The sequence below is a fragment of the Lysobacter daejeonensis GH1-9 genome (genome assembly GCF_000768355.1).
Classification (GTDB): Bacteria; Pseudomonadota; Gammaproteobacteria; order Xanthomonadales; family Xanthomonadaceae; genus Aerolutibacter; species Aerolutibacter daejeonensis.
The window spans coordinates 40,627-62,813 of the sequence record NZ_AVPU01000016.1 but is presented as its reverse complement, the minus strand read 5'-3'; the positions used below and the strand labels follow the sequence as shown (position 1 = coordinate 62,813).

25 protein-coding genes and 1 pseudogene are annotated in these 22,187 nt (G+C 66.0%); 20 read left to right on the top strand and 6 right to left on the bottom strand.

Translation table 11 applies throughout. The features are described from left to right. The first annotated feature begins 3 nt into the window (after positions 1 to 3). The 16 genes from rplE to N800_RS09975 all read left to right on the top strand — a co-directional run bounded on the left by rplE (position 4) and on the right by N800_RS09975 (position 10,556). The gene (gene rplE, locus N800_RS10050) at positions 4 to 546 is read left to right on the top strand and encodes a 50S ribosomal protein L5 (protein WP_036137847.1); all 543 of its coding nucleotides are present in this window, start codon (positions 4 to 6) and stop codon (positions 544 to 546) included. 18 nt (positions 547 to 564) lie between these two features. Continuing rightward, a complete protein-coding gene (rpsN, locus tag N800_RS10045) occupies positions 565 to 870 on the top strand; it encodes a 30S ribosomal protein S14 (RefSeq protein ID WP_036137844.1) in 306 nt (101 codons plus the stop codon). 111 nt (positions 871 to 981) lie between these two features. Then, positions 982 to 1,377, top strand: a complete 396-nt coding sequence (gene rpsH / locus N800_RS10040) for a 30S ribosomal protein S8 (RefSeq protein WP_036137840.1) — start codon at positions 982 to 984, stop codon at positions 1,375 to 1,377. A 14-nt stretch (positions 1,378 to 1,391) separates the two neighbouring features. Further along, on the top strand, positions 1,392 to 1,919 hold the full coding sequence (gene rplF / locus N800_RS10035) for a 50S ribosomal protein L6 (RefSeq protein WP_036137838.1): 528 nt from the start codon (positions 1,392 to 1,394) through the stop codon (positions 1,917 to 1,919). A gap of 28 nt (positions 1,920 to 1,947) precedes the next feature. Beyond that, on the top strand, positions 1,948 to 2,301 hold the full coding sequence (gene rplR, locus N800_RS10030; RefSeq protein ID WP_036137835.1) for a 50S ribosomal protein L18: 354 nt from the start codon (positions 1,948 to 1,950) through the stop codon (positions 2,299 to 2,301). 173 nt (positions 2,302 to 2,474) lie between these two features. Continuing rightward, entirely contained in the window at positions 2,475 to 3,014 is a 540-nt protein-coding gene (gene rpsE, locus N800_RS10025) for a 30S ribosomal protein S5 (RefSeq protein WP_052108139.1), read from the top strand. Continuing rightward, positions 3,007 to 3,204 carry a 50S ribosomal protein L30 gene (gene rpmD, locus N800_RS10020; protein ID WP_036137832.1) on the top strand — a complete coding sequence of 66 codons (198 nt, stop codon included), beginning with the start codon at positions 3,007 to 3,009 and terminating at the stop codon, positions 3,202 to 3,204. The genes rpsE and rpmD overlap by 8 nt, the downstream gene beginning before the upstream one ends. After that, a complete protein-coding gene (gene rplO / locus N800_RS10015; RefSeq protein WP_084087467.1) occupies positions 3,204 to 3,647 on the top strand; it encodes a 50S ribosomal protein L15 in 444 nt (147 codons plus the stop codon). The genes rpmD and rplO overlap by 1 nt, the downstream gene beginning before the upstream one ends. A 7-nt stretch (positions 3,648 to 3,654) precedes the next feature. Continuing rightward, entirely contained in the window at positions 3,655 to 5,013 is a 1,359-nt protein-coding gene (gene secY, locus N800_RS10010) for a preprotein translocase subunit SecY (protein ID WP_036137827.1), read from the top strand. 316 nt (positions 5,014 to 5,329) lie between these two features. Further along, positions 5,330 to 5,686 carry a 30S ribosomal protein S13 gene (gene rpsM / locus N800_RS10005; protein ID WP_036137825.1) on the top strand — a complete coding sequence of 119 codons (357 nt, stop codon included), beginning with the start codon at positions 5,330 to 5,332 and terminating at the stop codon, positions 5,684 to 5,686. A 12-nt stretch (positions 5,687 to 5,698) separates the two neighbouring features. Further along, the gene (rpsK, locus tag N800_RS10000; protein WP_036137822.1) at positions 5,699 to 6,091 is read left to right on the top strand and encodes a 30S ribosomal protein S11; all 393 of its coding nucleotides are present in this window, start codon (positions 5,699 to 5,701) and stop codon (positions 6,089 to 6,091) included. Positions 6,092 to 6,105: 14 nt separating this feature from the next. Further along, complete coding sequence (gene rpsD, locus N800_RS09995) at positions 6,106 to 6,735, top strand: 30S ribosomal protein S4 (protein ID WP_036137819.1); 630 nt, start codon at positions 6,106 to 6,108, stop codon at positions 6,733 to 6,735. A gap of 52 nt (positions 6,736 to 6,787) precedes the next feature. After that, complete coding sequence (locus N800_RS09990; protein WP_036137816.1) at positions 6,788 to 7,786, top strand: DNA-directed RNA polymerase subunit alpha; 999 nt, start codon at positions 6,788 to 6,790, stop codon at positions 7,784 to 7,786. A gap of 196 nt (positions 7,787 to 7,982) precedes the next feature. Further along, positions 7,983 to 8,354, top strand: a complete 372-nt coding sequence (gene rplQ / locus N800_RS09985) for a 50S ribosomal protein L17 (protein WP_036137814.1) — start codon at positions 7,983 to 7,985, stop codon at positions 8,352 to 8,354. A 220-nt stretch (positions 8,355 to 8,574) separates the two neighbouring features. Next, positions 8,575 to 9,075: a disulfide bond formation protein B gene (locus tag N800_RS09980; protein WP_036137812.1), complete on the top strand. Its 501-nt coding sequence runs from the start codon at positions 8,575 to 8,577 to the stop codon at positions 9,073 to 9,075. A 92-nt stretch (positions 9,076 to 9,167) separates the two neighbouring features. After that, the gene (locus N800_RS09975; protein ID WP_036137810.1) at positions 9,168 to 10,556 is read left to right on the top strand and encodes a class II 3-deoxy-7-phosphoheptulonate synthase; all 1,389 of its coding nucleotides are present in this window, start codon (positions 9,168 to 9,170) and stop codon (positions 10,554 to 10,556) included. 490 nt (positions 10,557 to 11,046) lie between these two features. Here N800_RS09975 and N800_RS09970 read toward each other — a convergent pair. The 3 genes and pseudogenes from N800_RS09970 to typA all read right to left on the bottom strand — a co-directional run. Further along, positions 11,047 to 12,705: pseudogene (locus N800_RS09970) on the bottom strand (amidase); the annotation flags it as partial. Positions 12,706 to 12,876: 171 nt separating this feature from the next. Then, positions 12,877 to 13,347, bottom strand: coding sequence for a DUF2127 domain-containing protein (locus N800_RS09965; RefSeq protein WP_036137807.1), 471 nt, complete (start codon positions 13,345 to 13,347; stop codon positions 12,877 to 12,879). A gap of 20 nt (positions 13,348 to 13,367) precedes the next feature. After that, positions 13,368 to 15,215 carry a translational GTPase TypA gene (gene typA, locus N800_RS09960; RefSeq protein WP_036137804.1) on the bottom strand — a complete coding sequence of 616 codons (1,848 nt, stop codon included), beginning with the start codon at positions 15,213 to 15,215 and terminating at the stop codon, positions 13,368 to 13,370. Positions 15,216 to 15,398: 183 nt separating this feature from the next. Between typA and N800_RS09955 the strand changes: the two genes are divergently transcribed. The 4 genes from N800_RS09955 (at position 15,399) to N800_RS09940 (ending at position 18,744) form a co-directional block, all read left to right on the top strand. Next, a complete protein-coding gene (locus N800_RS09955) occupies positions 15,399 to 15,905 on the top strand; it encodes a peptidylprolyl isomerase (RefSeq protein ID WP_036137801.1) in 507 nt (168 codons plus the stop codon). Between the two features lie 217 nt (positions 15,906 to 16,122). Continuing rightward, positions 16,123 to 17,328 (top strand): pyridoxal phosphate-dependent aminotransferase, encoded by a 1,206-nt coding sequence (locus N800_RS09950; RefSeq protein ID WP_036137798.1) that lies wholly within the window; start codon positions 16,123 to 16,125, stop codon positions 17,326 to 17,328. A 15-nt stretch (positions 17,329 to 17,343) separates the two neighbouring features. Then, positions 17,344 to 17,700, top strand: coding sequence for a glutaredoxin family protein (locus N800_RS09945; RefSeq protein WP_036137796.1), 357 nt, complete (start codon positions 17,344 to 17,346; stop codon positions 17,698 to 17,700). 60 nt (positions 17,701 to 17,760) lie between these two features. Further along, positions 17,761 to 18,744: a malate dehydrogenase gene (locus N800_RS09940; RefSeq protein ID WP_036137794.1), complete on the top strand. Its 984-nt coding sequence runs from the start codon at positions 17,761 to 17,763 to the stop codon at positions 18,742 to 18,744. 107 nt (positions 18,745 to 18,851) lie between these two features. Here N800_RS09940 and N800_RS09935 read toward each other — a convergent pair whose 3' ends face one another. The 3 genes from N800_RS09935 to N800_RS15385 all read right to left on the bottom strand — a co-directional run bounded on the left by N800_RS09935 (position 18,852) and on the right by N800_RS15385 (position 21,952). After that, positions 18,852 to 19,928, bottom strand: a complete 1,077-nt coding sequence (locus N800_RS09935; protein ID WP_156962950.1) for a DUF5694 domain-containing protein — start codon at positions 19,926 to 19,928, stop codon at positions 18,852 to 18,854. A gap of 177 nt (positions 19,929 to 20,105) precedes the next feature. Then, positions 20,106 to 20,852 (bottom strand): LytR/AlgR family response regulator transcription factor, encoded by a 747-nt coding sequence (locus N800_RS09930; protein ID WP_198032519.1) that lies wholly within the window; start codon positions 20,850 to 20,852, stop codon positions 20,106 to 20,108. Between the two features lie 23 nt (positions 20,853 to 20,875). Next, positions 20,876 to 21,952, bottom strand: coding sequence for a sensor histidine kinase (locus tag N800_RS15385; RefSeq protein WP_156962949.1), 1,077 nt, complete (start codon positions 21,950 to 21,952; stop codon positions 20,876 to 20,878). Positions 21,953 to 22,187: the final 235 nt, after the last annotated feature.

The window sequence follows — 22,187 nt, the reverse complement described above, 5'->3', positions numbered from 1 at the left end:
TAAATGACCACCCGGCTTGAAAAGTTCTACCAGGAAGAAGTGGTTCCGCAGCTGACGAAGAAGTTCGGCTACAAGAACCCGATGGAAGTGCCGCGCCTCGTCAAGGTCACGCTCAACATGGGCGTGGGCGAAGCAGCGACCAACAAGAAGGTGCTCGAGAACGCCGTGGCCGACATGACCAAGATTTCGGGTCAGAAGCCGCTGGTGACCAAGACCCGCGTCTCGGTCGCGTCGTTCAAGATCCGTGACGGTTGGCCGATCGGCTGCAAGGTGACCCTGCGTCGCGCCAAGATGTTCGAGTTCCTCGACCGCCTGATCAACATCTCGCTGCCGCGCGTCCGCGACTTCCGCGGCGTGTCGGGTCGCGCGTTCGACGGCCGTGGCAACTACAACATGGGCGTGAAGGAGCAGATCATCTTCCCGGAAATCGACTTCGACGCCGTCGACGCGATCCGCGGCATGGACATCGCGATCACCACGACCGCGAAGACCGATGCCGAGGCCAAGGCGCTGCTCGAAGCCTTCCGTTTCCCGTTCCGTAACTGATACTCGAGGACTGACACAATGGCCAAGACCTCCATGGTCAACCGCGAGATCAAGCGGGCCAAGCTTGCCAAGCAGCACGGCGAGAAGCGCGAAGCGCTGAAGAAGATCATCTCCAGCCCGACCGCCTCGTACGAGGACAAGATGGATGCCGCGACCAAGCTGCAGAAGCTGCCGCGCGATTCGTCCCCGTGCCGCCAGCGCACCCGTTGCGCGCTGACCGGCCGCCCGCGTGCCGTCTACTCCAAGTTCGGCCTGGGCCGCAACAAGCTCCGCGAAGCCACCATGCGTGGCGACGTGCCGGGCCTGCGCAAGGCCAGCTGGTAAACCCCAGCTGGTTCTTGTACCATTGCGAGTTCCCCGCCTCCGGGTGGGGAACTCGTCGTTACAACTGAATTCGCATTCCGCGGATATCGGTGCACTCATAAGGAAACATCCATGAGCATGACTGATCCCATCGCCGACATGCTGGTTCGCATCAAGAATGCGGCCGCTGTTCGGAAGCAGACGGTGAAGATGCCGTCGTCCAAGATCAAGACCGCGATTGCCACCGTTCTGAAGAACGAGGGCTACATCGCCGACTTCCGCGTGACCCAGGACGGCGCCAAGGCCGAACTGGAAATCGTGCTGAAGTATTTCGAGGGCAAGCCGGTGATCGAGCGCCTCCAGCGCTACTCCCGTTCGGGCCTGCGTCAATACCGCGGAAAGAGCGATCTGCCGAAGGTCATGGGCGGCCTCGGCGTTGCCATCATTTCCACCTCCAAGGGCATCATGACCGATGCGCAGGCGCGCCAGCAGGGCGTCGGCGGTGAAGTCCTGTGCTTCGTGGCCTAAGGGAGAACTGAACCATGTCCCGCGTTGCCAAGAAGCCCGTCGCCCTGCCGAAGGGCGTTGAACTGACCATCCAGGCCGACTCGATCGCCACCAAGGGCCCGAAGGGCACCCTGTCGATCGCCAAGCCCGCCGCCATCGAGCTGAAGGTTGAAGACGGCCACGCCGTGTTCTCGACCGAAGACGCTGCGCTGATCCCGCTGACCGGTACCCTGCGCGCCATCCTCGCCAACATGGTGAAGGGCGTGTCCGAAGGCTTCGAGCGCAAGCTTGAGCTGGTGGGCGTCGGTTACCGTGCCGCCATGCAGGGCAAGGACCTGAACCTGTCGCTGGGTTACTCGCATCCGATCCTGTTCCCGGCGCCGGAAGGCATCACCATCGCCACCCCGACCCAGACCGAAGTCGTGGTCTCGGGCGCTGACAAGCAGCGCGTGGGCGAAGTTGCCGCCAAGATCCGCGGTTTCCGTCCGCCGGAGCCGTACAAGGGCAAGGGCGTGAAGTACGCCGGCGAAGTCATCATCCGCAAGGAAGCCAAGAAGGCCTGATCGGCTTTCAGCTTCTGGAGACAAGAGCATGAACAAGAACATTGCCCGCCTGCGTCGCGCCAAGTCGACCCGCGCACACATCCGCGAACTCGGCGTGCCGCGCCTGTCGGTGCTGCGCACCGGCCAGCACCTGTACGCCCAGGTCTTCACCGCCGACGGCTCCAAGGTCCTGGCGTCGGCCTCGACCGTGCAGGCCGACGTCAAGGAAGGCCTGAAGAACGGCAAGAACGCCGATGCCGCCGCCAAGGTTGGCCGCATGGTTGCCGAGCGCGCCAAGGCTGCTGGCATCGAGAAGGTCGCCTTCGACCGCTCGGGCTACCGCTACCACGGCCGCATCAAGGCGCTGGCCGATGCCGCCCGCGAAGGTGGCTTGCAGTTCTGATGCTTGAAGGCGTGGGGATTCGTCCCCACGCCTCCTGCATTCAACGCAGTTCGCCGCCGACGGGGCTTGCCGTCGGACGCGTCGTCCGGATTGCCGGTGGCGTGGAACGACCGATGTACCCACAACCATAAGCGGCGAAGCCGCAAATCCTTCAACTACAAGAGATTTCGAAAATGGCAGAAGAGCGTGCACCGCGGGGTCGTGATCGCGACCGTAACCGCGAAGAGATCGACGACGGCATGATCGAGAAGCTGATTGCGGTCAACCGCGTCAGCAAGACCGTCAAGGGCGGCCGCCAGTTCACCTTCACCGCACTGACGGTGGTGGGCGACGGCAACGGCAAGGTTGGCTTCGGCTACGGCAAGGCGCGCGAAGTGCCGGTCGCCATCCAGAAGTCGATGGAATACGCCCGCAAGGCGATGAACAACGTCGACCTGAACAACGGCACCCTGTGGCACGCGGTCAAGTCCGGCCACGGCGCAGCCCGCGTGTTCATGCAGCCGGCCTCCGAAGGTACCGGCGTGATTGCCGGTGGCGCGATGCGCGCCGTGCTGGAAGCGGTGGGCGTGAAGAACGTGCTGGCCAAGGCCGTCGGTTCGCGCAACCCGATCAACCTGGTCCGCGCCACCATCAAGGGCCTGACCGACATGCATTCGCCGTCGCAGATCGCGGCCAAGCGTGGCAAGAAGGTGGAGGACCTGATCAATGGCTAAGAATGAAGCTGCTGGCGGCACCATCAAGGTGCGCCTGGTCAAGGGCCTGCGTGGTACCCAGTCGCGTCACCGTCTCTCGGTGAAGGCGCTCGGCCTCGGCAAGCTCAACAGCGTCCGTGAGCTCAAGGACAGCCCGCAGGTTCGCGGTCTGATCAACCAGCTCCACTACCTCGTTCGCGTGGAGGAGTAATCATCATGCGTCTCAACACTCTGCAACCCGCCGAGGGCGCCCGCCAGGAGCGTACCCGCGTCGGTCGTGGTATCGGCTCGGGCCTGGGCAAGACCGCTGGCCGCGGCCACAAGGGCTCGTTCGCGCGCGCCGGCAAGGGCAAGATCAAGGCCGGTTTCGAAGGCGGCCAGATGCCGATGTACATGCGCCTGCCGAAGGTCGGCTTCCGCTCCAAGCTGAAGAACGACACGGCCGAAGTGCTGCTGTACCAGCTGGACAAGCTGGAGGCCGGCGAGGTCGATTTCGCCGCCCTGCGCGCTGCCAAGCTGGTGCCGAGCACCGCCAAGCAGGCCAAGATCGTGAAGAAGGGTGAGCTGACCAAGGCCTTCGTGCTGAAGGGTCTGCTGGCCACCGCCGGTGCCAAGGCCGCGATCGAAGCGGCTGGCGGCAAGGTCGGGGAGTAAGCGACGCATGGCGCGGAGCGGCAACGCGATGGCCGGCGTGGGTGGCGGGCTCGGTAAGTTCACCGAGCTCCGCCAACGTCTGTTGTTTGTAATCGGCGCTCTGATCGTCTACCGCATCGGTTGCTACATCCCGGTGCCGGGCGTCAATCCGGAGGCGATGCTTCGCCTGATGGAAACCCAGCAGGGCACCATCGTGGACATGTTCAACATGTTCTCCGGTGGCGCGCTGGAGCGTTTCAGCCTGTTGGCTTTGAACGTGATGCCGTACATCTCGGCGTCGATCATCGTCCAGCTGCTGACCCAGATCGTGCCCAGCCTGAAGGCCATCCAGAAGGAGGGCGAGTCGGGCCGCAAGCGGATCAACCAGTGGTCGCGCATGGGTGCGATTCCGCTCGCCATCTTCCAGGCGTGGGGCATCGCGACGGCGCTGCAGGCCGGTGGCGCCAGCCAAGGCATTCCGGTGGTGTACAACCCGGGCCCGGGCTTCGTCATCACCGCCGTGATCGCGCTGACCGCAGGCACCATGTTCCTGATGTGGCTGGGCGAGCAGGTGACCGAGCGTGGCGTCGGCAACGGCGTGTCGCTGATCATCTTCGCCGGTATCGTGGCCGGGCTGCCGTCCGCGCTGATCGGCATGTTCGAGCAGATCCGCAACGGCGACATGAGCCCGATCGTCGCGATCCTTGTGGTTGCCATCGTGCTGTTCTTTACTTTCGCGGTGGTGTTCGTCGAGCGCGGGCAGCGGCGGATCACGGTCAACTACGCGCGCCGCCAAGGTGGCCGCAACGCGTACATGAACCAGTCCTCGTTCCTGCCGCTCAAGCTGAACATGTCCGGCGTCATCCCGGCCATCTTCGCTTCGAGCATCGTGATGTTCCCGGCGACGGCGGCAACCTGGTTCGCCCAGGGCAGCTCCAGCTCGTGGCTGCTCAAGCTCAGCAACATGCTGAACCCGGGCGAGCCGTTGCACATGGTGCTGTACGCCGCGCTGATCACGGGCTTCGCCTTCTTCTATACCGCCCTGGTGTTCAACTCCCAGGAGACGGCGGATAATTTGAAGAAGTCGGGCGCGCTGATCCCGGGTATCCGACCGGGCAAGGCCACGGCGGACTACATCGATGGCGTGCTGACCCGCCTGACCGCGGCCGGCGCGATCTATCTGGTGGTGGTCTGCCTGCTGCCCGAAGTGATGCGCACCCAGATGGGTACCTCGTTCTACTTCGGTGGCACCTCGCTGCTGATCGTGGTGGTGGTGGTGATGGACTTCATTGCCCAGATCCAGGCCCACCTGATGTCGCACCAGTACGAGAGCCTGCTGAAGAAGGCCAATCTGAAGGGCGGTTCGCGCGGCCTGCCGCGCGGCTGAGAAAGTTGTTTGGCGTCTCCGCACCAGCGGCGGATTGACGACAAGAAGGGCGACCTGGGCGGCGGTCTCGCGCACAGGTGAGTTGGAGCCGGTCCCTGCGCCAGAGTAGCGCGGGGGGTCGGGAGAGGGGTTAGACAGCCTCTCCCAGACAGCTCCCTCTCGTCGCCGGAGCATGGGCACACTCCCCATGCCGGAGTACCTGCGGTGCCTTCGGGCTCCGCAGGGCTTCCTGTTGAAACGAGACTTTGATAAACTTGTCGATTCACTCCGCCGGGTGACCTCAATCCGGCCGCCAAACCTAGTTGGAGATCGCGTTATGGCGCGTATTGCTGGCGTCAACCTGCCTGCCCAGAAGCATGTCTGGGTCGGGCTGCAAAGTATTTACGGCATTGGCCGTACCCGTTCGAAGCAGGTCTGCGATGCCGCAGGCGTGACTTCGACCACCAAGATCCGCGACCTGTCCGAGCCTGAAGTCGAGCGCTTGCGCGCCGAGATCGGCAAGTACGTGGTCGAGGGCGACCTGCGCCGTGAGGTGGGTATCGCCATCAAGCGCCTGATGGACCTGGGCTGCTACCGCGGCCTGCGTCACCGTCGCGGCCTGCCGCTGCGCGGCCAGCGTACCCGGACCAATGCCCGTACCCGTAAGGGTCCGCGCAAGGCCATCAAGAAGTAAGGGGTATAGATCATGGCCAAGCCTGCTGCAGCCAAGACCAAGAAGAAGATCAAGCGCGTCGTCACCGACGGCATCGCCCACGTCCACGCTTCTTTCAACAACACCATCGTCACGATCACCGACCGCCAGGGCAATGCACTGAGCTGGGCGACCTCGGGCGGCGCCGGTTTCCGCGGCTCCCGCAAGTCGACCCCGTTCGCGGCCCAGGTTGCCGCCGAAAAGGCCGGTCGTGCTGCCCTCGATTACGGCCTGAAGACGCTCGAAGTGCGTATCAAGGGTCCGGGTCCGGGTCGCGAGTCCGCCGTTCGTTCGCTGAACAACGTCGGCTACAAGATCGCCAACATCATCGACGTCACGCCGATTCCGCACAACGGCTGCCGTCCGCCGAAAAAGCGCCGCGTCTGAGGAGCTGAAGAGACATGGCACGTTATATTGGTCCCAAGTGTAAGCTCTCCCGCCGCGAAGGCGCCGACCTCTCGCTGAAGTCGCCCGTCCGCGCCCTGGATTCGAAGTGCAAGCTGGAGCAGAAGCCCGGCCAGCACGGTCCGACTGCCCGCAAGGGCAAGCTGTCCGACTACGCCACCCAGCTGCGTGAAAAGCAGAAGGTCAAGCGTATCTACGGCCTGCTGGAGCGCCAGTTCCGCAATTACTACAAGAAGGCCTCGAACAAGAAGGGCAACACCGGTGAAAACCTGTTGCAGCTGCTCGAGACCCGCCTGGACAACGTCGTCTACCGCATGGGCTTCGCGGTGACCCGTCCGGCCGCCCGCCAGCTGGTCTCGCACCGTGGCGTGACGGTCAACGGCAAGTCGGTGAACCTGCCGTCTTACCAGGTCAAGGCCGGCGATGCGATCGCGCTCTCCGAGCGTGCCCAGAAGCAGCTCCGCGTGCAGGAATCCCTGTCCGTGGCGCAGCAGATGGATCTGTCGCCGTCGTGGGTCGAGGTGGACAGCAAGAAGTTCGCGGGCGTCTTCAAGGCCGTCCCGGACCGCGCTGACCTGCCGGCCGACATCAACGAAGCGCTGATCGTCGAGCTGTACTCGAAGTAATGACTTTGAATCCCCCGGCCCCCGCCGGGGGAACCGCAGGAGACACCACCCAATGACGGTAACCGCAAACCAGGTTCTGCGCCCCCGCGGTCCCCAGATCGAACGCCTCACGGGCAACCGTGCCAAGGTCGTGATCGAGCCGCTGGAGCGTGGCTACGGCCACACCCTCGGCAATGCGCTGCGTCGCGTGCTGCTGTCGTCCATCCCCGGCTTCGCGATCACGGAAGTCGAGATCGACGGCGTGCTGCATGAGTACACCACCGTGGAAGGCCTGGAAGAGGACGTGCTGGAGGTTCTGCTGAACCTCAAGGACGTCGCGATCCGCATGCACACCGGCGACGCGTCGACCCTGTCCCTGTCCAAGCAGGGCCCGGGCGTCGTCACCGCCGGCGACATCAAGACCGACCACAACGTCGAGATCCTGAACCCGGAACATGTGATCTGCCACCTGACCAAGGACACGGCACTCAACATGCGCCTGAAGATCGAGCGTGGGTTCGGCTACCAGCCGGCCGCCGCCCGTCGTCGCCCGGACGAGGAGACCCGCGCCCTGGGTCGCCTGATGCTGGACGCCAGCTTCTCGCCGGTCCGCCGCGTCGCGTATGCCGTGGAAGCGGCCCGCGTGGAGCAGCGCACCGACCTCGACAAGCTGGTGCTCGACATCGAGACCAACGGCACGATCGATGCCGAGGAAGCCATCCGTACCGCCGCCGAGATCATCACCGACCAGTTGTCTGTGTTTGGTGACTTCACCCAGCGCGGTCCGGGCACCCAGAAGCCGGCCACGGCCGGTATCGACCCGATCCTGCTGCGTCCGATCGATGACCTGGAGCTGACGGTGCGTTCGGCCAACTGCCTGAAGGCCGAGAGCATTTACTACGTCGGCGACCTGATCCAGAAGACCGAGGTCGAGCTGCTCAAGACCCCGAACCTGGGCAAGAAGTCGCTCACCGAGATCAAGGAAGTCCTCGCCCAGCGTGGTCTTTCGCTCGGCATGAAGCTTGAGAACTGGCCGCCGGCGGGCATCGCCTCGCACGGCATGATGGGCTGAGTTCAGCAGTAACGTGGACCCCCGCCCGCAAGGCGGGGGTTCATTGCAACACCGCAGTACCCCGCCGACAGGCCCCAAGGCCCGCGGCATGTCCGGTCACGGAGGGCCGGCACGGACCATCCGCAGTCCAAGCAGCAACGCCGGGATGGCGACAGCGAAGTTCAACAGTCACAGCATTCACTAAGGAAACCGACCCATGCGCCACCAGAAGTCCGGCCGCAAGTTCAACCGCACCAGCGCCCACCGCGATGCTATGTTCACCAACATGGCCGCCTCGCTGATCAAGCACGGCCTGATCCGCACCACCCTGCCGAAGGCCAAGGAGCTGCGCCGCGTCGCCGAGCCGCTGATCACCCTGGCCAAGGTGGATGGCGTTGCCAACCGCCGCCTCGCCTTCTCGCGCCTGCGCGACAAGGAAGCCGTGGGCACCCTGTTCACCACGCTGGGCCCGCGTTACGTTGCGCGCAACGGCGGCTACACCCGCATCCTGAAGTGCGGCTTCCGCGCTGGCGACAACGCGCCGATGGCCTACGTCGAGCTGGTCGATCGTCCGGCTGCTGCGGAGTAATCCGCACGCCACAACGCCGGCACTTCGATGCCGACGCACCGCAAAGCCCCGGTTCGTCCGGGGCTTTTGCTTTTCTGGCGCCGCCACCGGGATTCCGATCGAACCCTGCGGCCTTGGCGCCGGTATTCCTCGACGCGTCGAGGGTGGTGGGCCGACGCGCGGAGCTTTCGCGGCGTCGTGCGGGTTCCGCACCCTTGCATGCAGCGGTTAAGCTGCGCGAATGATCAACTCTATTCTGCGCGGTTCTTTCCGCACCCAGTTCCTGCTCGGTTTTGCCGCGTGCGTAGCGCTGCTGGCGTACGCGATCTACCTGCAGCTCCACGATGGCCTTGAGCCCTGCAACCTGTGCATCTTCCAGCGTCTGGCGTTCGCCGGGCTGGGTCTGGTCTTCCTGCTGGGTGGCCTGCACGCGCCACGGGCGGGTGGGCGCCGCGCCTATGGTGTATTCGCTGGGCTGGCGGCGCTGGCCGGCATCGCCATCGCCGCGCGCCACGTGTGGATCCAGCTGTTCCCATCGCCCACTGCCAGCTGCGGCGTGCCGCTGTCGTTCATGCGCGAGACGATGTCCACCACCGACGTGATCCGCAAGGTGATGACCGCAACCGGCAACTGCGGCGACATCGACTGGACCTTCCTCGGGCTGTCGATGCCATGGTGGAGCCTGGTGTGGTTTGTGCTGCTCGGTGCGTGGGCGTTGTTCGCGGCGTTCCGGCGCGGCTGAAAGCGCGTTCAAGGTTGCCCACGTAACGGTTGCAGGCCGGTGGAGTGGGGCGGATGATGGGTTGCTGCTCCGCAACAACCGCCGTGAACGCCATGCCCAATGCCCCCCGCAACCTGCAATCCGTGAACCTGCCCAGCGAGTGGACGCCGTCGTCCTGGCGCGCCTATCCGGCGCTCCAGCTGCCGCAGTACCCGGATGCGGAGGCGCTGGAGGAGGCCTTGGTGGAGCTGCGCACGCTGCCGCCGCTGGTGACCTCCTGGGAGATCCTGGCGCTGAAGCAGCAGATCGCCGATGCGCAGGAAGGCAAGCGCTTCCTGCTGCAGGGTGGTGATTGCGCGGAGACGTTTGCGTCGTGCTCGTCGGAGGTCATCTCCAACCGGCTGAAAGTGCTGCTGCAGATGAGCCTGGTGCTGGTGCACGGCCTGCGCAAGCCGGTGGTGCGCGTGGGGCGCTTCGCCGGCCAGTATGCGAAGCCGCGCTCCTCGGATACCGAGACCATCGAAGGAGTGACGCTGCCAAGCTACCGGGGCGACCTGGTCAATGCGCCGGCGTTCACCGCCGAAGCCCGCGTTCCCGACCCGCGTCGGATGATCAAGGGCCATGCTCGGTCGGCGATGACGATGAACTTCGTCCGCTCGCTGATCGATGGTGGGTTCGCCGACCTGCACCATCCGGAGTACTGGAACCTGAGCTGGGTAGGTCACTCGCCGCTGGCGGACGAGTACCGGCGGATGGTGAATGGCATCGGCGATGCCGTGCGCTTCATGGAGACGCTGTCGGGCTCGCAGGTCCACAACCTCAATCGCGTGGATTTCTACACGTCGCACGAGGCGCTGTTGCTGCCATACGAGGAATCGCAGACGCGGCAGGTGCCGCGTCATTGGGGCTGGTTCAACCTCAGCACCCACTACCCGTGGATCGGCATGCGTACGGCGGCGGTGGATGGCGCGCACGTGGAGTACTTCCGCGGCATTCGGAATCCGATTGCGATCAAGGTCGGACCTTCGGTCACGGCGGACCAGCTGCTGCGCGTGATCGACGTGCTGAACCCCGAGGACGAGCCGGGCCGAATGACCTTCATCCACCGGATGGGTGCGGCGCAGATCGCCGAAAAGTTGCCGCCGCTGTTGGAGGCCATGCGTCGCGACGGCCGCCGCGTGCTTTGGGTCTGTGACCCCATGCACGGCAACACCGAGAGCACCACCAACGGATACAAGACGCGTCGCTTCCGCAACATCCGCAGTGAGCTGGAGCAGTCGTTGGACCTGCACGCGGCCGCCGGCACGCGTCTGGGTGGCGTGCACCTGGAGCTCACGGGCGAAGACGTCACTGAGTGTCTGGGCGGCGCGCGCGAGCTGACCGAAAGCGATCTGGAGCGCGCCTACCACTCGACGGTCGACCCCCGTCTCAACTATGAGCAGGCGCTGGAAGTGGCCATGCTGATCGTGCGCAAGCAGGAGCAGATTTCCGCGCCGGTTTGAGGGTGGCGGGAGCGCTGCGTGGCGGCGTGGTCGTTGCGGAGAGAGCCAAAAAAAGGCCGCGGGGTGACCCGCGGCCTTTTGCCATCTGCGAACGCGATCAGCGGGGCTGGTCGGTGGACGCGCCGGGCAGGGTGGTGGCGCGGGGGCGCGGACGCCCCGGACTGGTCGCAGTCGCCGTACCCGCGGGAGGTGGGCTGGTGGTCGACGCGGCATCAGTCTCCAGCCTGGAGGCAGTCGGCGCCAGCGCAGAGGTCGTTTGCGGCGCCGTTGCCGTTCCTGGCCTCGTTGCCGTTGTCGGGGCGACTGCCGCTGCAGGTGTCGGCGCCCTTGCCGGCACGGGCGCACTCGTTGTTGCCGGAGCGGTGATGGGCGCTGCGGGCCGTGCGGCCGCCGCCGTCGTGGCGGCCGCACCCGGCGAGGTGGCTTGGGCGGCGGCCGGGGCCGCCGGCGCGACTGCTGCGGCTGAGGGCGCAGTGGCGGCGTTGGGCGCGTTGCTCGCAGCCATGGCAACTTGTTGTGGTGCCGACGATGCTGGATCCGGACCGATGCTGGCCACGAAGCGCGGTGCTTTCCGGGCCTTGGCAGCCTGTTCGAAACTGTAGGCCAGCCCCAACAGCCGCGGCTCGCTCCAGGCGGGCCCCATGAACACGACGCCGACCGGAAGGCCTTTCACGTCGCCCATGGGCACCGTCACGCTCGGCGTGCCGGCCACGGCCGCCAAGCCATAGCCGGCCCCCAGGAAGTGGTCGCCGTGCGCGAGATCGGTGCGCCAGGCCGGGGCGGTGGCCGGCGCAATGAGGGCGTCCAGGTCATGGGCTGCCAACGTGGCGTCCAGCCCTTCCGTGCGTGCCAGACGCCGGGCTTCGGATCGCGCGGACAGGTAGGCCGGATCCCCCAGCGAGCCCTTGGCCTGTGCCTGTTGCAGCAGGTCCTGGCCAAAATAGGCCATCGTGGTCTGGTGGTGACGCTGGTTGAAGTCGATGACGTGGGTCAGCGTGGTCACGGGCGCACCGCTGTTGAGCAGGTAGTGCTCCACGCCGGCCTTGAACTCGTAGAGCAGGACCTGGAGCTCGGCGTCATCCCATTGGCCCCACGTGGGGACGGTGACGTCGACCACTTGGGCGCCCGCCTTGCGCATGCTGGTGATCGCGCGCTCCATGACGGCGTCGGTCGCGGCGTGATAGCCCATCGCCTGGCGCACCACGCCAAGGCGCGCACCGCGCAGGGCATCCGGGCGCAGGCGCGCCTCGTAATCGAAGACGGCGCGCCCGGCGCTGTCACCGGTGATGGGATCGCGCTCATCACGTCCCACCATCACCGACAGCAGCGCGGCGGCATCGGCGACGGAGCGTGCCATCGGCCCGGCGGTGTCCTGCGTGCGCGAGATGGGGATGATGCCGGTGCGGCTGACCAGGCCAACGGTGGGCTTGATGCCGACCAGGCCGTTCGCGGCCGACGGGCAGATGATGCTGCCGTCGGTCTCGGTGCCCACGCCAACGGCGGCCAGGTTGGCGGCGATGGCCACGCCGGTGCCGGAGCTGGAACCGCACGCATTGCGGTCAAGGACGTAGGGGTTGCGCGTCAGCCCGCCGCGGCTGCTCCAGCCGGAGGTGGAGTGGGTCGAGCGGAAGTTGGCCCATTCGCTGAGGTTGGTCTTGCCCAGTATCACCGCGCCGGCATCGCGCAGGCGTCGCACGACGTGGGCATCTGCCTTGGGCTGGTGATCGGCCAGCACCAGTGAGCCGGCCGAATTGGCCATCGGCGTGGCGTCGATGTTGTCCTTGACCAGCACCGGGATGCCATGCAGCGGCCCACGGACGCGCCCGGCGCGGCGTTCGGCATCGCGCGTTTCCGCCTCCTGCAGCGCGCGCGGGTTGGTCTCGATGACGGCGTTGAGCTTGGGGCCGGCGTCGTCGATGGCGGCGATGCGGTCGAGGTAGGCCTGGGTCAGCGCCCGGCTACTGAGCTCGCCGTGCGACATGCGCGCCTGCAGGCTGGCGACATCGGCCTCGGCATACGCAAAGTCGTCGTCGCCTGCCGGTGCGGGCGCATCGGCTTTGTCGGTGTCGCTCAAGGACAGTTTCGGCGTGGACACGCGGTCGCAGGCAACCGTGGCGGCGACCAGCGCAGCCAGGACAAGCACTCGCATTGCGATTCCCCTTTCGCAGATTTGCCTGCCGAGAATAGCGTTACCGGGGGGGGCGCTGGCGGAACGAGTGCCCAGAGTGCGACCACGGTCAACTGACGCGGCGATCGCATCGGCAGCCGGTGGGCACAGGCCGGCTTCTGAAAGGGGCAGGGAGGCGGGGGGGCGGTCCCGTTACCGGCGGCGTTTGGCCAAGTCGCGGCCCAGCACCCAGACCACCAGCAGATTGACGGCGAGTACGCCGGCCTCAAGCCAGCCCGGGTGGGCGACAAGCGCGTACAGCTCGAAGGGCAGGTAGATGGCGGCGCCGATACAGCCCAGCCATGAGCCCCACGCCTTGGCCCGCCACAGCCCCCATGCCTCGACGAAGCGCATCAGCGCATAAGCCAGGGTGACGGCGATGGCCACGCCAAGGGATTCCGGGTTGATGCCCCGCAGCAGCGAAGCAACGGGCCCGTGCGAGGGGTTGAGGTGCAGCTTCACCGCCACGCCATCGAGGGTGTGTTGCAGGGCGGTGGGCCCCGCCCACGCGAGGCCCGCGGCGGCCAGAAGGGCGATGACGCCCTTGGCCGCCTCGAACACGGCGATGGCATGCAGTCCCGGATGCGCATGCGGATCCGGGTTGTAGCGGGACTGCGCCTCCACCGTCGTGCCGCGTGCCGCTATCAGGCCGCGCGCGAAGCGCGCTTGCGGTCGTTCTCGGTGCGGAACTTCTTGCGCAGGCGAATCTGCTTGGGCGTGACTTCGACCAGTTCGTCGTCGTCGATGAACTCCAGCGCCTGCTCCAGCGACAGCTTGATCGGCGGGATCAGGCCTTCGTCCTTGTCGGTACCGGAGGCGCGGAAGTTGGTCAGCTGCTTGCCGCGCAGGGCATTGACGGTCAGGTCGTTGTCCTTGGCGTTGACGCCGACGATCTGGCCTTCGTAGATCTCCTCGCCCGGCTCGATGAACAGGCGGCCGCGCTCCTGCATCGCGATCTGCGCGTAGGCCGGTGAAGGGCCGGTGCCGTTGGAGATGAGCACGCCGTTCTGGCGCTGGCCGATGGTGCCGTCCATCTTCGGTCCGTAGTGGTCGAAGACGTGGAACAGCAGGCCTGTGCCCGCGGTGAGGGTGCGGAACTCGGTCTGGAAGCCGATCAGGCCACGCGCCGGGATGATGTAGTCCAGGCGCACGCGGCCCTTGCCGTCGGGCTCCATGTTCTGCAGCAGTGCCTTGCGCTCGCCCAGGCGACCCATGACGCCGCCTTGGAACTGCTCGTCCATGTCCACGACCAGCGACTCGTACGGCTCCTGCATGATGCCGTCGATTTCCTTGATGATGACCTCGGGACGCGATACGGCCACCTCGTAGCCTTCGCGGCGCATGTTCTCGATCAGGATCGACAGGTGCAGCTCGCCGCGGCCGGAGACCTTGAATTTGTCGGCGTCGGCGGTGTCTTCGACCTTCAGCGCCACGTTGTGCGCGGTCTCGCGGGTCAGACGGTCACGCAGCTGGCGCGAGGTCAGGAACTTGCCGCCGCTGCGGTCCTTCACGCCGGCGAACGGCGAATCGTTGACCTGGAAGGTCATCGAGATGGTCGGCTCGTCCACCGCCAGCACCGGCAGCTGTTCCACCGCCGATGGGTCGCACAGGGTGTCGGAGATGCCGATGCCCTCGATGCCGCTGAACGCGATGATGTCGCCGGCCTGCGCTTCCTGCACCTCGACGCGCTCCAGGCCCATGAAGCCCAGCACCTGCAGCACCTTGCCGCTGCGGGTCTTGCCCTCGCGGTCGATCACGGTGACGGTCTGGTTGGGCTTGACCTTGCCGCGCTGGATGCGGCCCACGCCAATGATGCCGACGTAGTTGTTGTAATCCAGCGAGGTGACGCGCATCTGGAACGGGCCGTCCGGATCGACCGGCGGCGCGGGCACGTGCTCGCAGATGGCCTCGAACAGCGGGGTCATGTCGCCATCGCGCACGCTCTCGTCCATGCCGGCGTAGCCCTGCAGGCCGGAAGCGTAGACGGTGGTGAAGTCGAGCTGTTCATCGGTGGCGCCAAGGCGGTCGAACAGGTCGAAGGTCTGGTCCAGCACCCAGCTGGCGCGCGCGCCCGGGCGGTCGACCTTGTTGACCACCACGATCGGCTTGAAGCCCATCGCGAATGCCTTCTGGGTGACGAAGCGGGTCTGCGGCATCGGGCCGTCCATCGCGTCGACCAGGATCAGCACCGAGTCGACCATCGACAGCACGCGCTCGACCTCGCCGCCGAAGTCGGCGTGGCCCGGGGTGTCGACGATGTTGATGCGCCAGTCCTCACCCGTCTTCGGGTTCTTCCAGCGGATGGCGGTGTTCTTCGACAGGATCGTGATGCCACGTTCCTTTTCAATGTCGTTACTGTCCATCACGCGGTCTGGGACCACGGCGCGCTCGCTCAGGGTGCCCGACTGCTTCAGCAGCTGGTCGACGAGGGTGGTCTTGCCATGGTCGACGTGGGCGACGATGGCGATATTGCGCAGGCGTTCGATGGACATCGGGAAAGGGCACCACGGTCGGTGGCGCCTGTTTTTGGAAGGAAGCGGACCAGTATACCGGATCAGGCGGCAGCGCCGTGGCCGCTTGCCTGAACGTCCCACCCCCTTGTGAGACGGGGGTGTCGTCTCCATGTCGCGCGGGATGGGCCCAGTGCCCCGACCCCAACCCGAAAGGAGACGGCCATGAGCCTGATTGCCCATTTTGATACTGAACGCGGCCCGATCCGCATTGAACTGGCCGCCGACAAGGCCCCGCTGACCGTCGCCAACTTCGTGAACCTGGCCCAGCGCGGCTATTACGACGGCCTGAACTTCCACCGCGTCATCGCCGACTTCATGATCCAGGGTGGCTGCCCGGAAGGCAGCGGTCGCGGCGGCCCGGGCTACCGTTTCGAGGACGAGACCCGCAACGGCCTGAGCCATGAGCGTGGCGTGCTGTCGATGGCCAATGCCGGTCCGTCGACCAACGGCAGCCAGTTCTTCATCACCCACGTGGCATGCCCGTGGCTGGACGGCAAGCACACCGTGTTCGGCAAGGTGACCGAAGGCCTGGACGTGGTGGACAGCGTGAAGCAGGGCGACAAGATCAACTCGGTGAAGATCGAGGGTGACGCCGCCGCCGCGATTGCCGCCAAGGCCGATCGCGTGGCCGAGTGGAACAAGACGCTGGACGCCAACGCGCGCGCTTGAGTTGTCGGCAAGTGTAGAAGGCGCGAGCGCCCGCCCGGAATCCGGGCGGGCGTTTTCGTGCCAGCCGGCGCCGTCGCCAGGGAGGTGGTTGCAGCGGAAACGGGCCTTGGGTGAGACCATCGTCGGCCCGGTCCGGACGGGGCCCGCGTGGTACCATTTCGGGGTTCTGTACCGGGCTTTCCGCCCTCCCTACACGCTTCCCACGAGGTTCCTCGCGATGCCCCAGCTCGCCGCGCGCATTGGACGTGCCAAGCCCAGCGCCATCATGGCCGTTGCCGAGAAGGCCAAGCGCCTGAAGGCCGAAGGCCGCGACATCATCAGCTTCTCCATCGGCGTGCCGAACTTCCTGCCGGGCCCGCACGTGTACGAAGCCGCGCGCCAGGCGGTCGACAAGGACAGCGGCCAGTACGGCAGCAACCGTGGTCCCGACGCGCTGCTCGACGCGCTGCTCGAGCACATCGAGCAGATCGGCCTCACCGGCTACACCCGCGCCAACTGCGCGACCGGCATCGGCGCCAAGCACGTGATCTACAACCTGGCCGAGGCGCTGCTGGACGAGGGCGACACGATCGCCTTCCCGGCGCCGTACTGGACCAGCTACGTGGACATCGCCGAGATCGTCAACGCCAAGATCCAGCTGCTGCCATGCCCGGCCAGCCAGAACTACAAGCTGACCCCACAGCAGCTTGACGAAGCGCTGGCGAAGAAGCCGAAGGTGTTCCTGTTCAACAACCCGTCCAATCCGACGGGCATGGTGTACACCAAGGACGAGATCGTCGCGCTGGCGGACGTGCTGGTGAAGTATCCGGACACCTGGGTCATCGCCGACGACATCTACAACCGCATGCTGTTCGACGGTCTGGAGTACTACAACTTCGTGCTCGCCCGCCCGGAGCTGCGCGATCGCGTGATCTTCCTTGACTCGCTGTCCAAGACCTATGGCATGCCGGGCTGGCGCCTGGGCTTCATGGTCGGGCCGGAGGTCGTGGCCAAGGCGCTGGTCACGCTCAACTCCAACCACATCACCAACGTGCCGGAAGTGGTCAACGCCGCCGGCATCGCCGCGCTGACCGGTCCGCAGGACGTGCCGAACCAGAAGCGCGTCGAGTTCCAGGCCAAGCGCGACCAGGTCATGGACGTGATGAACGCGATTCCTGGCCTGGTGTGCCCGCGCCCGCAGGGCGCGTTCTACGTGTTCCCGGACATCAGCTGCGCGTTCGGCAAGACCCATGGCCCAAGCGGCACGAAGATCGAGAACGACGTCGACTTCTGCAACGCGCTGCTGGAAGCCAAGGGCGTAGCCTGCGTGCCGGGGTCGGCGTTCGGCGAGCCGCGAGCGTTGCGCATCAGCTATACCTGCCCGACGCCGCAGCTGGCCCCGGGCCTGCAGCGGTTCCAGGAGTTCTTCGCGGAACTCGTCTGATCCGGAGCGTCGGTCATGCGCATTGTCTGGGTGCTGGTGGTGTTGGCGGCGATTGGCGGATGGATGCATTTCCGCGGCGATCGCGAGCCCACCCTGCACCCGGACGATCCGCGGGTCGCGACCGGCGATGACCGCATCGTGATGATGGCGGCCGAATGGTGCGGTTACTGCCGCAAGCAGCAGAAGGCATTCGAGCTTGCGAACGTGCGTTACCGCATCCTCGACGTCGACACGCCGGAAGGCGACCGTGCCATGCAGGCGCTGGGTGCGCGTGGCGTGCCCACCACCGTCATCGGCCAGGAGGTGGTGTATGGCTACAACACCGCTGAACTGAAAGAGAAACTCACCCCGTTGGGCTACCGCGTGTTCTGACGCGCTGGCCGGCTCCATCCCAATCCGCCCCACCCCAACCCGTTACGCAAGGAAACTTCCATGAAGACCCCCGTCCGCGTTGCCGTTACCGGTGCTGCCGGCCAGATCGGCTACTCGCTGCTGTTCCGCATCGCTTCCGGCGAGATGCTGGGCAAGGACCAGCCCGTCATCCTGCAGATGCTCGAGCTGCCGATGGAGAAGGCCCAGGCCGCGCTGAAGGGCGTGATGATGGAACTGGAAGACTGCGCGTTCCCGCTGCTGGCCGGCATGGTCGGCACGGATGACGCGGAAGTGGCGTTCAAGGACGCCGACATCGCCCTGCTGGTCGGCGCACGCCCGCGCGGCCCGGGCATGGAGCGCAAGGACCTGCTGCTGGAGAACGCCAAGATCTTCACCGCGCAGGGCGCCGCGCTGAACAAGGTTGCCAGCCGCAACGTAAAGGTGCTGGTGGTCGGCAACCCGGCCAACACCAATGCCTACATCGCCATGAAGTCGGCGCCGGACCTGCCGGCGAAGAACTTCACCGCGATGCTGCGCCTGGACCACAACCGCGCGCTGTCGCAGCTGGCCAACAAGGCCGGCGTGGCCGTCGCCGACATCGAGAAGCTGGTCGTGTGGGGCAACCACAGCCCGACCATGTACCCGGACTACCGTTTCGCCACCGTCAACGGCGAGTCGCTGAAGGACAAGATCAACGACGCCGAGTGGAACGCCAACACCTTCATCCCGCAGGTCGGCAAGCGCGGCGCGGCGATCATCGAGGCGCGTGGCCTGTCCTCGGCTGCGTCGGCCGCCAACGCCGCCATCGACCACATCCGTGACTGGGTGCTGGGCACCAACGGCAAGTGGGCGACGATGGGCGTGCCGTCGGACGGCAGTTACGGCATCCCGGAAGGCGTGATCTACGGCGTGCCGGTGACCTGTGCCAACGGCGAGTACACCCGCGTGGAAGGCCTGCCGGTCGACGAGTTCAGCCGCGCGGCAATGGACAAGACGCTGGCCGAGCTCGAGGAAGAGCGCGCTGGCGTGGCACACCTGCTCTGATCGCAGCCAGGCTGGGACAGTGACAATGAAAGGGCGGCCTTTGGGCCGCCCTTTCTCTTTTGCGGAGATTGATTCGGGGCTGTCGTTGCTTGATGCGCGCAGGAACCTCAAGGGCCGAGTACGGCAGCGACGTCGACGACCTCCACGTCGCTCATCTGGCGGGCCCACTGGTCGTACCACGGCTTGTGCGAGGCGCCGACGATGTTCAGGACGCGCACGCCGGGAGTGCGGCTGATGGCTCCGCGGATGTTCGCGGCCATGCGCAGGTTCCGGGTTTCCCACCAGCCGACATACTGACGCCCGAAGCGTTTGGAGTGCGGGTCGGTGAGCGCACCGCCGAAGTCGAGCTGGATCGTGTCGTCGTTTGCGTGCGCGGCGTTGATAACCCTGTAGTAGGCCAGCAGGCTTTCACCGTCGTGCACGTGTTTTTCGACTTCGGATTGCTGGACCAACTGCGGCGAGGGCACGATGGCTTCGTATCGCGCTTGCTGCCACGGCTCGAAGGCCGGGTCCTGCATGCTGAAGATGGCGTCGCTGGTGTGATCGTCGACGGCATGGAGGCGATCCAGTCCTACGCTCGCGGCGACTTCCGCGGCGACGTCGATGCTTTCGTTCATGGTGCCCGACGAGCGCGTGAGGTGCTTCACCGCTCGCTCGCTCAGGGTGTCTCCCGCGCGGCGCTCGGCCGGCGGCAGCCGCAACCATTGGACCATCGCGGAGCCGAAGTCGCCGGCCGCCAGGAACAGCATCGCCAGTTCGCGGCGCTGGGCGGGCGTTGGCGTGCGCGGCCAGGTGGCCAGTTGCTGCTCCGCGCGTGCTTCGGCTTCGGCCTGGGTCAGTTTGAGGCTGCGTTGGAAGGGCGTGGCGTCCGTGCAGTAGGTGTCGTACGTCTCGGCGTAGCGTCCAGGCAGGGCGCGCATCATTTCGCATTGCGAGCCGGAGAGGTTTTCGATCGTGATCAGTTGCGGGCGCCAGGCGATGATTCGCGCGCGCAGGGGGGTGAGCCACGCAACCTGCCAGTCTCCGGAGTGGCCGGAAAGGTGGATGCTGGCGAGCGTCGCCATCTGCGTCCGCGCACCGGCAACTTCCGGCCGGGCGCCAAGCGGCGGGGCAAACTGGGCGTGACAGGGGGCGACCTGGGCTGCGACGGAGACGGCGAGCAGCACTGGCAACAGATATCGCATGTGGGAACACCTGGTCTTGGTGACGGGCGAGGCGAGGTGCCGCGCACGGCCCGGTCGAGGGCGAAGCCAGCATGGCCGCAGCTGCACTACGTGACGCGCGGAAACGATGCGAAGCGGGAAATGCGTGGCGTGAACCTGCGCAAGCCACACTCGAAGCCAGCAATCCAACCAGGGGATTCAGCGATCCAGCCAGTCGCGCAGCGCCCCTGCGCGCTCCTGGCTGACGGTGCAGGCTTCGGCCAGCGGCGGGGTGAGGGTCAGTTCGAGTCTGCTCTTGAAGCCTCGATCGATCCTTGCGATTGCCTCCGCCCGGACGATCACTTGCCGGTTGACCCGAATAAAGACGGTCGGGTCCAGCGTCTGTTCAAGTTCGTCCAGGCTCTGCGAAACCGGGTAGGCACGGCCGCCGTGGGTCACCACGCGAACGACCAGGGCTTTGTGGAAATACGCGACGTCTTCGAGTGCGAGGGAAACCAGCGTCTCCCCCGACTGCACCAGGATGCGCCTGCGGTACTGCCGGGATGCGTGAAAATAGTGGCGAGCGGCAGCAGGCCCCGTGGGCGGGTCTGCCGGGATGTTCGACTCGCGCAGCCGGCGCCACTTCGCGAGCGCGGTGGCCAAGCGCGCCGGACGGATCGGCTTGAGCAGGTAATCAATGCCGAAGGCCTCAAACGCCTGGAGTGCGAACTGATCGTACGCCGTGGTGAAGATCACCGGCGATGTTGGTGGCAGGGCATCAAATATTTCGAAGCACAGGCCATCCGCCAGGTGCACGTCCATGAAGACCAGGGCCGGCGGAGGCGCCTGCGCGAGCCGTGCTATCGCCGGCGCAATGGCGCCGATGGAGGGCTCCAAGGTCAACTCGGGCGCGAACTCGGTGAGCAGCGCGCGCAAGGTGTCGCCCGCGACCGGCTCGTCTTCCACGATCAACGCATGCAGGGGGGCGGTCATGGGGAGGTTGCCTTGGGGCGTGCCAGCAGCCCGAGCTCGACGATGAAAGCATTGCATTCACGGGCCACGCGGATGCCCTCGGTGCCGAGCAGGCGATAGCGCTGCTCGATGTTGGACAGTCCGGTGCCCGCGCCGGGATTGGGGCTGTGCCGCGGCTTGATCGGATTGGAGACGATGATGCCCCGATCGCCCAGGCGGACGTCCACGACCAGTGGATCGTCCTCGCGGGTGCGGTTGTGGCGGACCGCATTCTCCACCAGGACCTGGAGACTCATTGGTGGAATCATCATGTCGCTGGAACCGTCCATCGGCTGGATGTCGACGCGGAGGCCTTCGCCGTGCCGTGCCTGCAGCAGGGCGCGGTAGGCGTGGAGGAACTCCAGCTCACGAGCCAGCGGTACCAAGTCGTGGTGCGAATGGCCCAGGGCGTAACGCAGGACATCGCTCAGTTCCAGCAACAGTCCGCGGGCCAGCGCCGGATCCTGCGCGATCAACCCGTGCACGGTGTTGAGGCTGTTGAACAGGAAGTGGGGGTTGATCTGCGCTTTCAGCGCGTCGAGTTCCGCGCGCAGCATCGCGGCCTGCATGTCTCGGGTGTCCTGCTGCGCGCGCTGCAGGCTGGCATGGAAGTCGAGCGTGACGTGCAACGCGTTCAACGCCAGCGAGAACACCGTGGCGATGAGGGCCGTCACCGTCAGGTGCGGCCAGCCGATGGTGTCGTTGGCACCGTTGCGGATTTCGTGGAGTTTCAGCGGGACGTAAACCATCAGGCTGAAGGCAATGATGGCGAGGGTCGATCCTCCCACCTGCAGGACCAGGCGATGGGCCGGACGGGCGTGCCAGGGCCAGCGGCGTTCCAGCCAGCGCGAGTAGTGCCGGATTGCTTCGCTGAGCAGCGCGACCCAGGCGATGAAGCCCAGTGCGGCGGCGATCGTCAGCTGGGGTGGTTCGTCGAAGAGGCTGGATACCCAGAGGGTCGCGGAGACGATGACGGCCACCGCCGCGGGATACAGCACCCGCGCGATCCGATCGATGGGCAGCAATGGCGCGCTGGCTGGAGGCGATGTACGCATCCGGGGATGGTCCGACGGTCGGGCGACGTTTGCCAAGCCTCGACTCATCGAAACCGGATTTCGTTTGGTTGAAACGGACAGCCGGGGCTGGGGAGCCGGTCAGGAAGGGGCGGCTCTTCGGGCTTCCCGGCGAGGCGAATCCCATTCGCATTGGCGCGGAAACCTGCATGACGCGTCGCAGCATTCTGCGGCGCGCCGGTGTCGTCTGATCTCGCGGCACGCGCTGAAAACGGCA

Coding starts and splice junctions, on each gene's coding strand:
- N800_RS15385 (WP_156962949.1), bottom strand. CDS start 21,952: ATGCGTACATCGCCTCCAGCCAGCGCGCCATTGCTGCCCATCGATCGG.
- rpmD (WP_036137832.1), top strand. CDS start 3,007: ATGGCTAAGAATGAAGCTGCTGGCGGCACCATCAAGGTGCGCCTGGTC.
- rplQ (WP_036137814.1), top strand. CDS start 7,983: ATGCGCCACCAGAAGTCCGGCCGCAAGTTCAACCGCACCAGCGCCCAC.
- N800_RS09990 (WP_036137816.1), top strand. CDS start 6,788: ATGACGGTAACCGCAAACCAGGTTCTGCGCCCCCGCGGTCCCCAGATC.
- N800_RS09940 (WP_036137794.1), top strand. CDS start 17,761: ATGAAGACCCCCGTCCGCGTTGCCGTTACCGGTGCTGCCGGCCAGATC.
- rpsD (WP_036137819.1), top strand. CDS start 6,106: ATGGCACGTTATATTGGTCCCAAGTGTAAGCTCTCCCGCCGCGAAGGC.
- rpsH (WP_036137840.1), top strand. CDS start 982: ATGAGCATGACTGATCCCATCGCCGACATGCTGGTTCGCATCAAGAAT.
- rpsN (WP_036137844.1), top strand. CDS start 565: ATGGCCAAGACCTCCATGGTCAACCGCGAGATCAAGCGGGCCAAGCTT.
- N800_RS09955 (WP_036137801.1), top strand. CDS start 15,399: ATGAGCCTGATTGCCCATTTTGATACTGAACGCGGCCCGATCCGCATT.
- rpsE (WP_052108139.1), top strand. CDS start 2,475: ATGGCAGAAGAGCGTGCACCGCGGGGTCGTGATCGCGACCGTAACCGC.
- N800_RS09975 (WP_036137810.1), top strand. CDS start 9,168: ATGCCCAATGCCCCCCGCAACCTGCAATCCGTGAACCTGCCCAGCGAG.
- rpsM (WP_036137825.1), top strand. CDS start 5,330: ATGGCGCGTATTGCTGGCGTCAACCTGCCTGCCCAGAAGCATGTCTGG.
- N800_RS09935 (WP_156962950.1), bottom strand. CDS start 19,928: ATGCGATATCTGTTGCCAGTGCTGCTCGCCGTCTCCGTCGCAGCCCAG.
- typA (WP_036137804.1), bottom strand. CDS start 15,215: ATGTCCATCGAACGCCTGCGCAATATCGCCATCGTCGCCCACGTCGAC.
- N800_RS09980 (WP_036137812.1), top strand. CDS start 8,575: ATGATCAACTCTATTCTGCGCGGTTCTTTCCGCACCCAGTTCCTGCTC.
- rplE (WP_036137847.1), top strand. CDS start 4: ATGACCACCCGGCTTGAAAAGTTCTACCAGGAAGAAGTGGTTCCGCAG.
- N800_RS09945 (WP_036137796.1), top strand. CDS start 17,344: ATGCGCATTGTCTGGGTGCTGGTGGTGTTGGCGGCGATTGGCGGATGG.
- rplR (WP_036137835.1), top strand. CDS start 1,948: ATGAACAAGAACATTGCCCGCCTGCGTCGCGCCAAGTCGACCCGCGCA.
- secY (WP_036137827.1), top strand. CDS start 3,655: ATGGCGCGGAGCGGCAACGCGATGGCCGGCGTGGGTGGCGGGCTCGGT.
- rplF (WP_036137838.1), top strand. CDS start 1,392: ATGTCCCGCGTTGCCAAGAAGCCCGTCGCCCTGCCGAAGGGCGTTGAA.
- rpsK (WP_036137822.1), top strand. CDS start 5,699: ATGGCCAAGCCTGCTGCAGCCAAGACCAAGAAGAAGATCAAGCGCGTC.
- N800_RS09950 (WP_036137798.1), top strand. CDS start 16,123: ATGCCCCAGCTCGCCGCGCGCATTGGACGTGCCAAGCCCAGCGCCATC.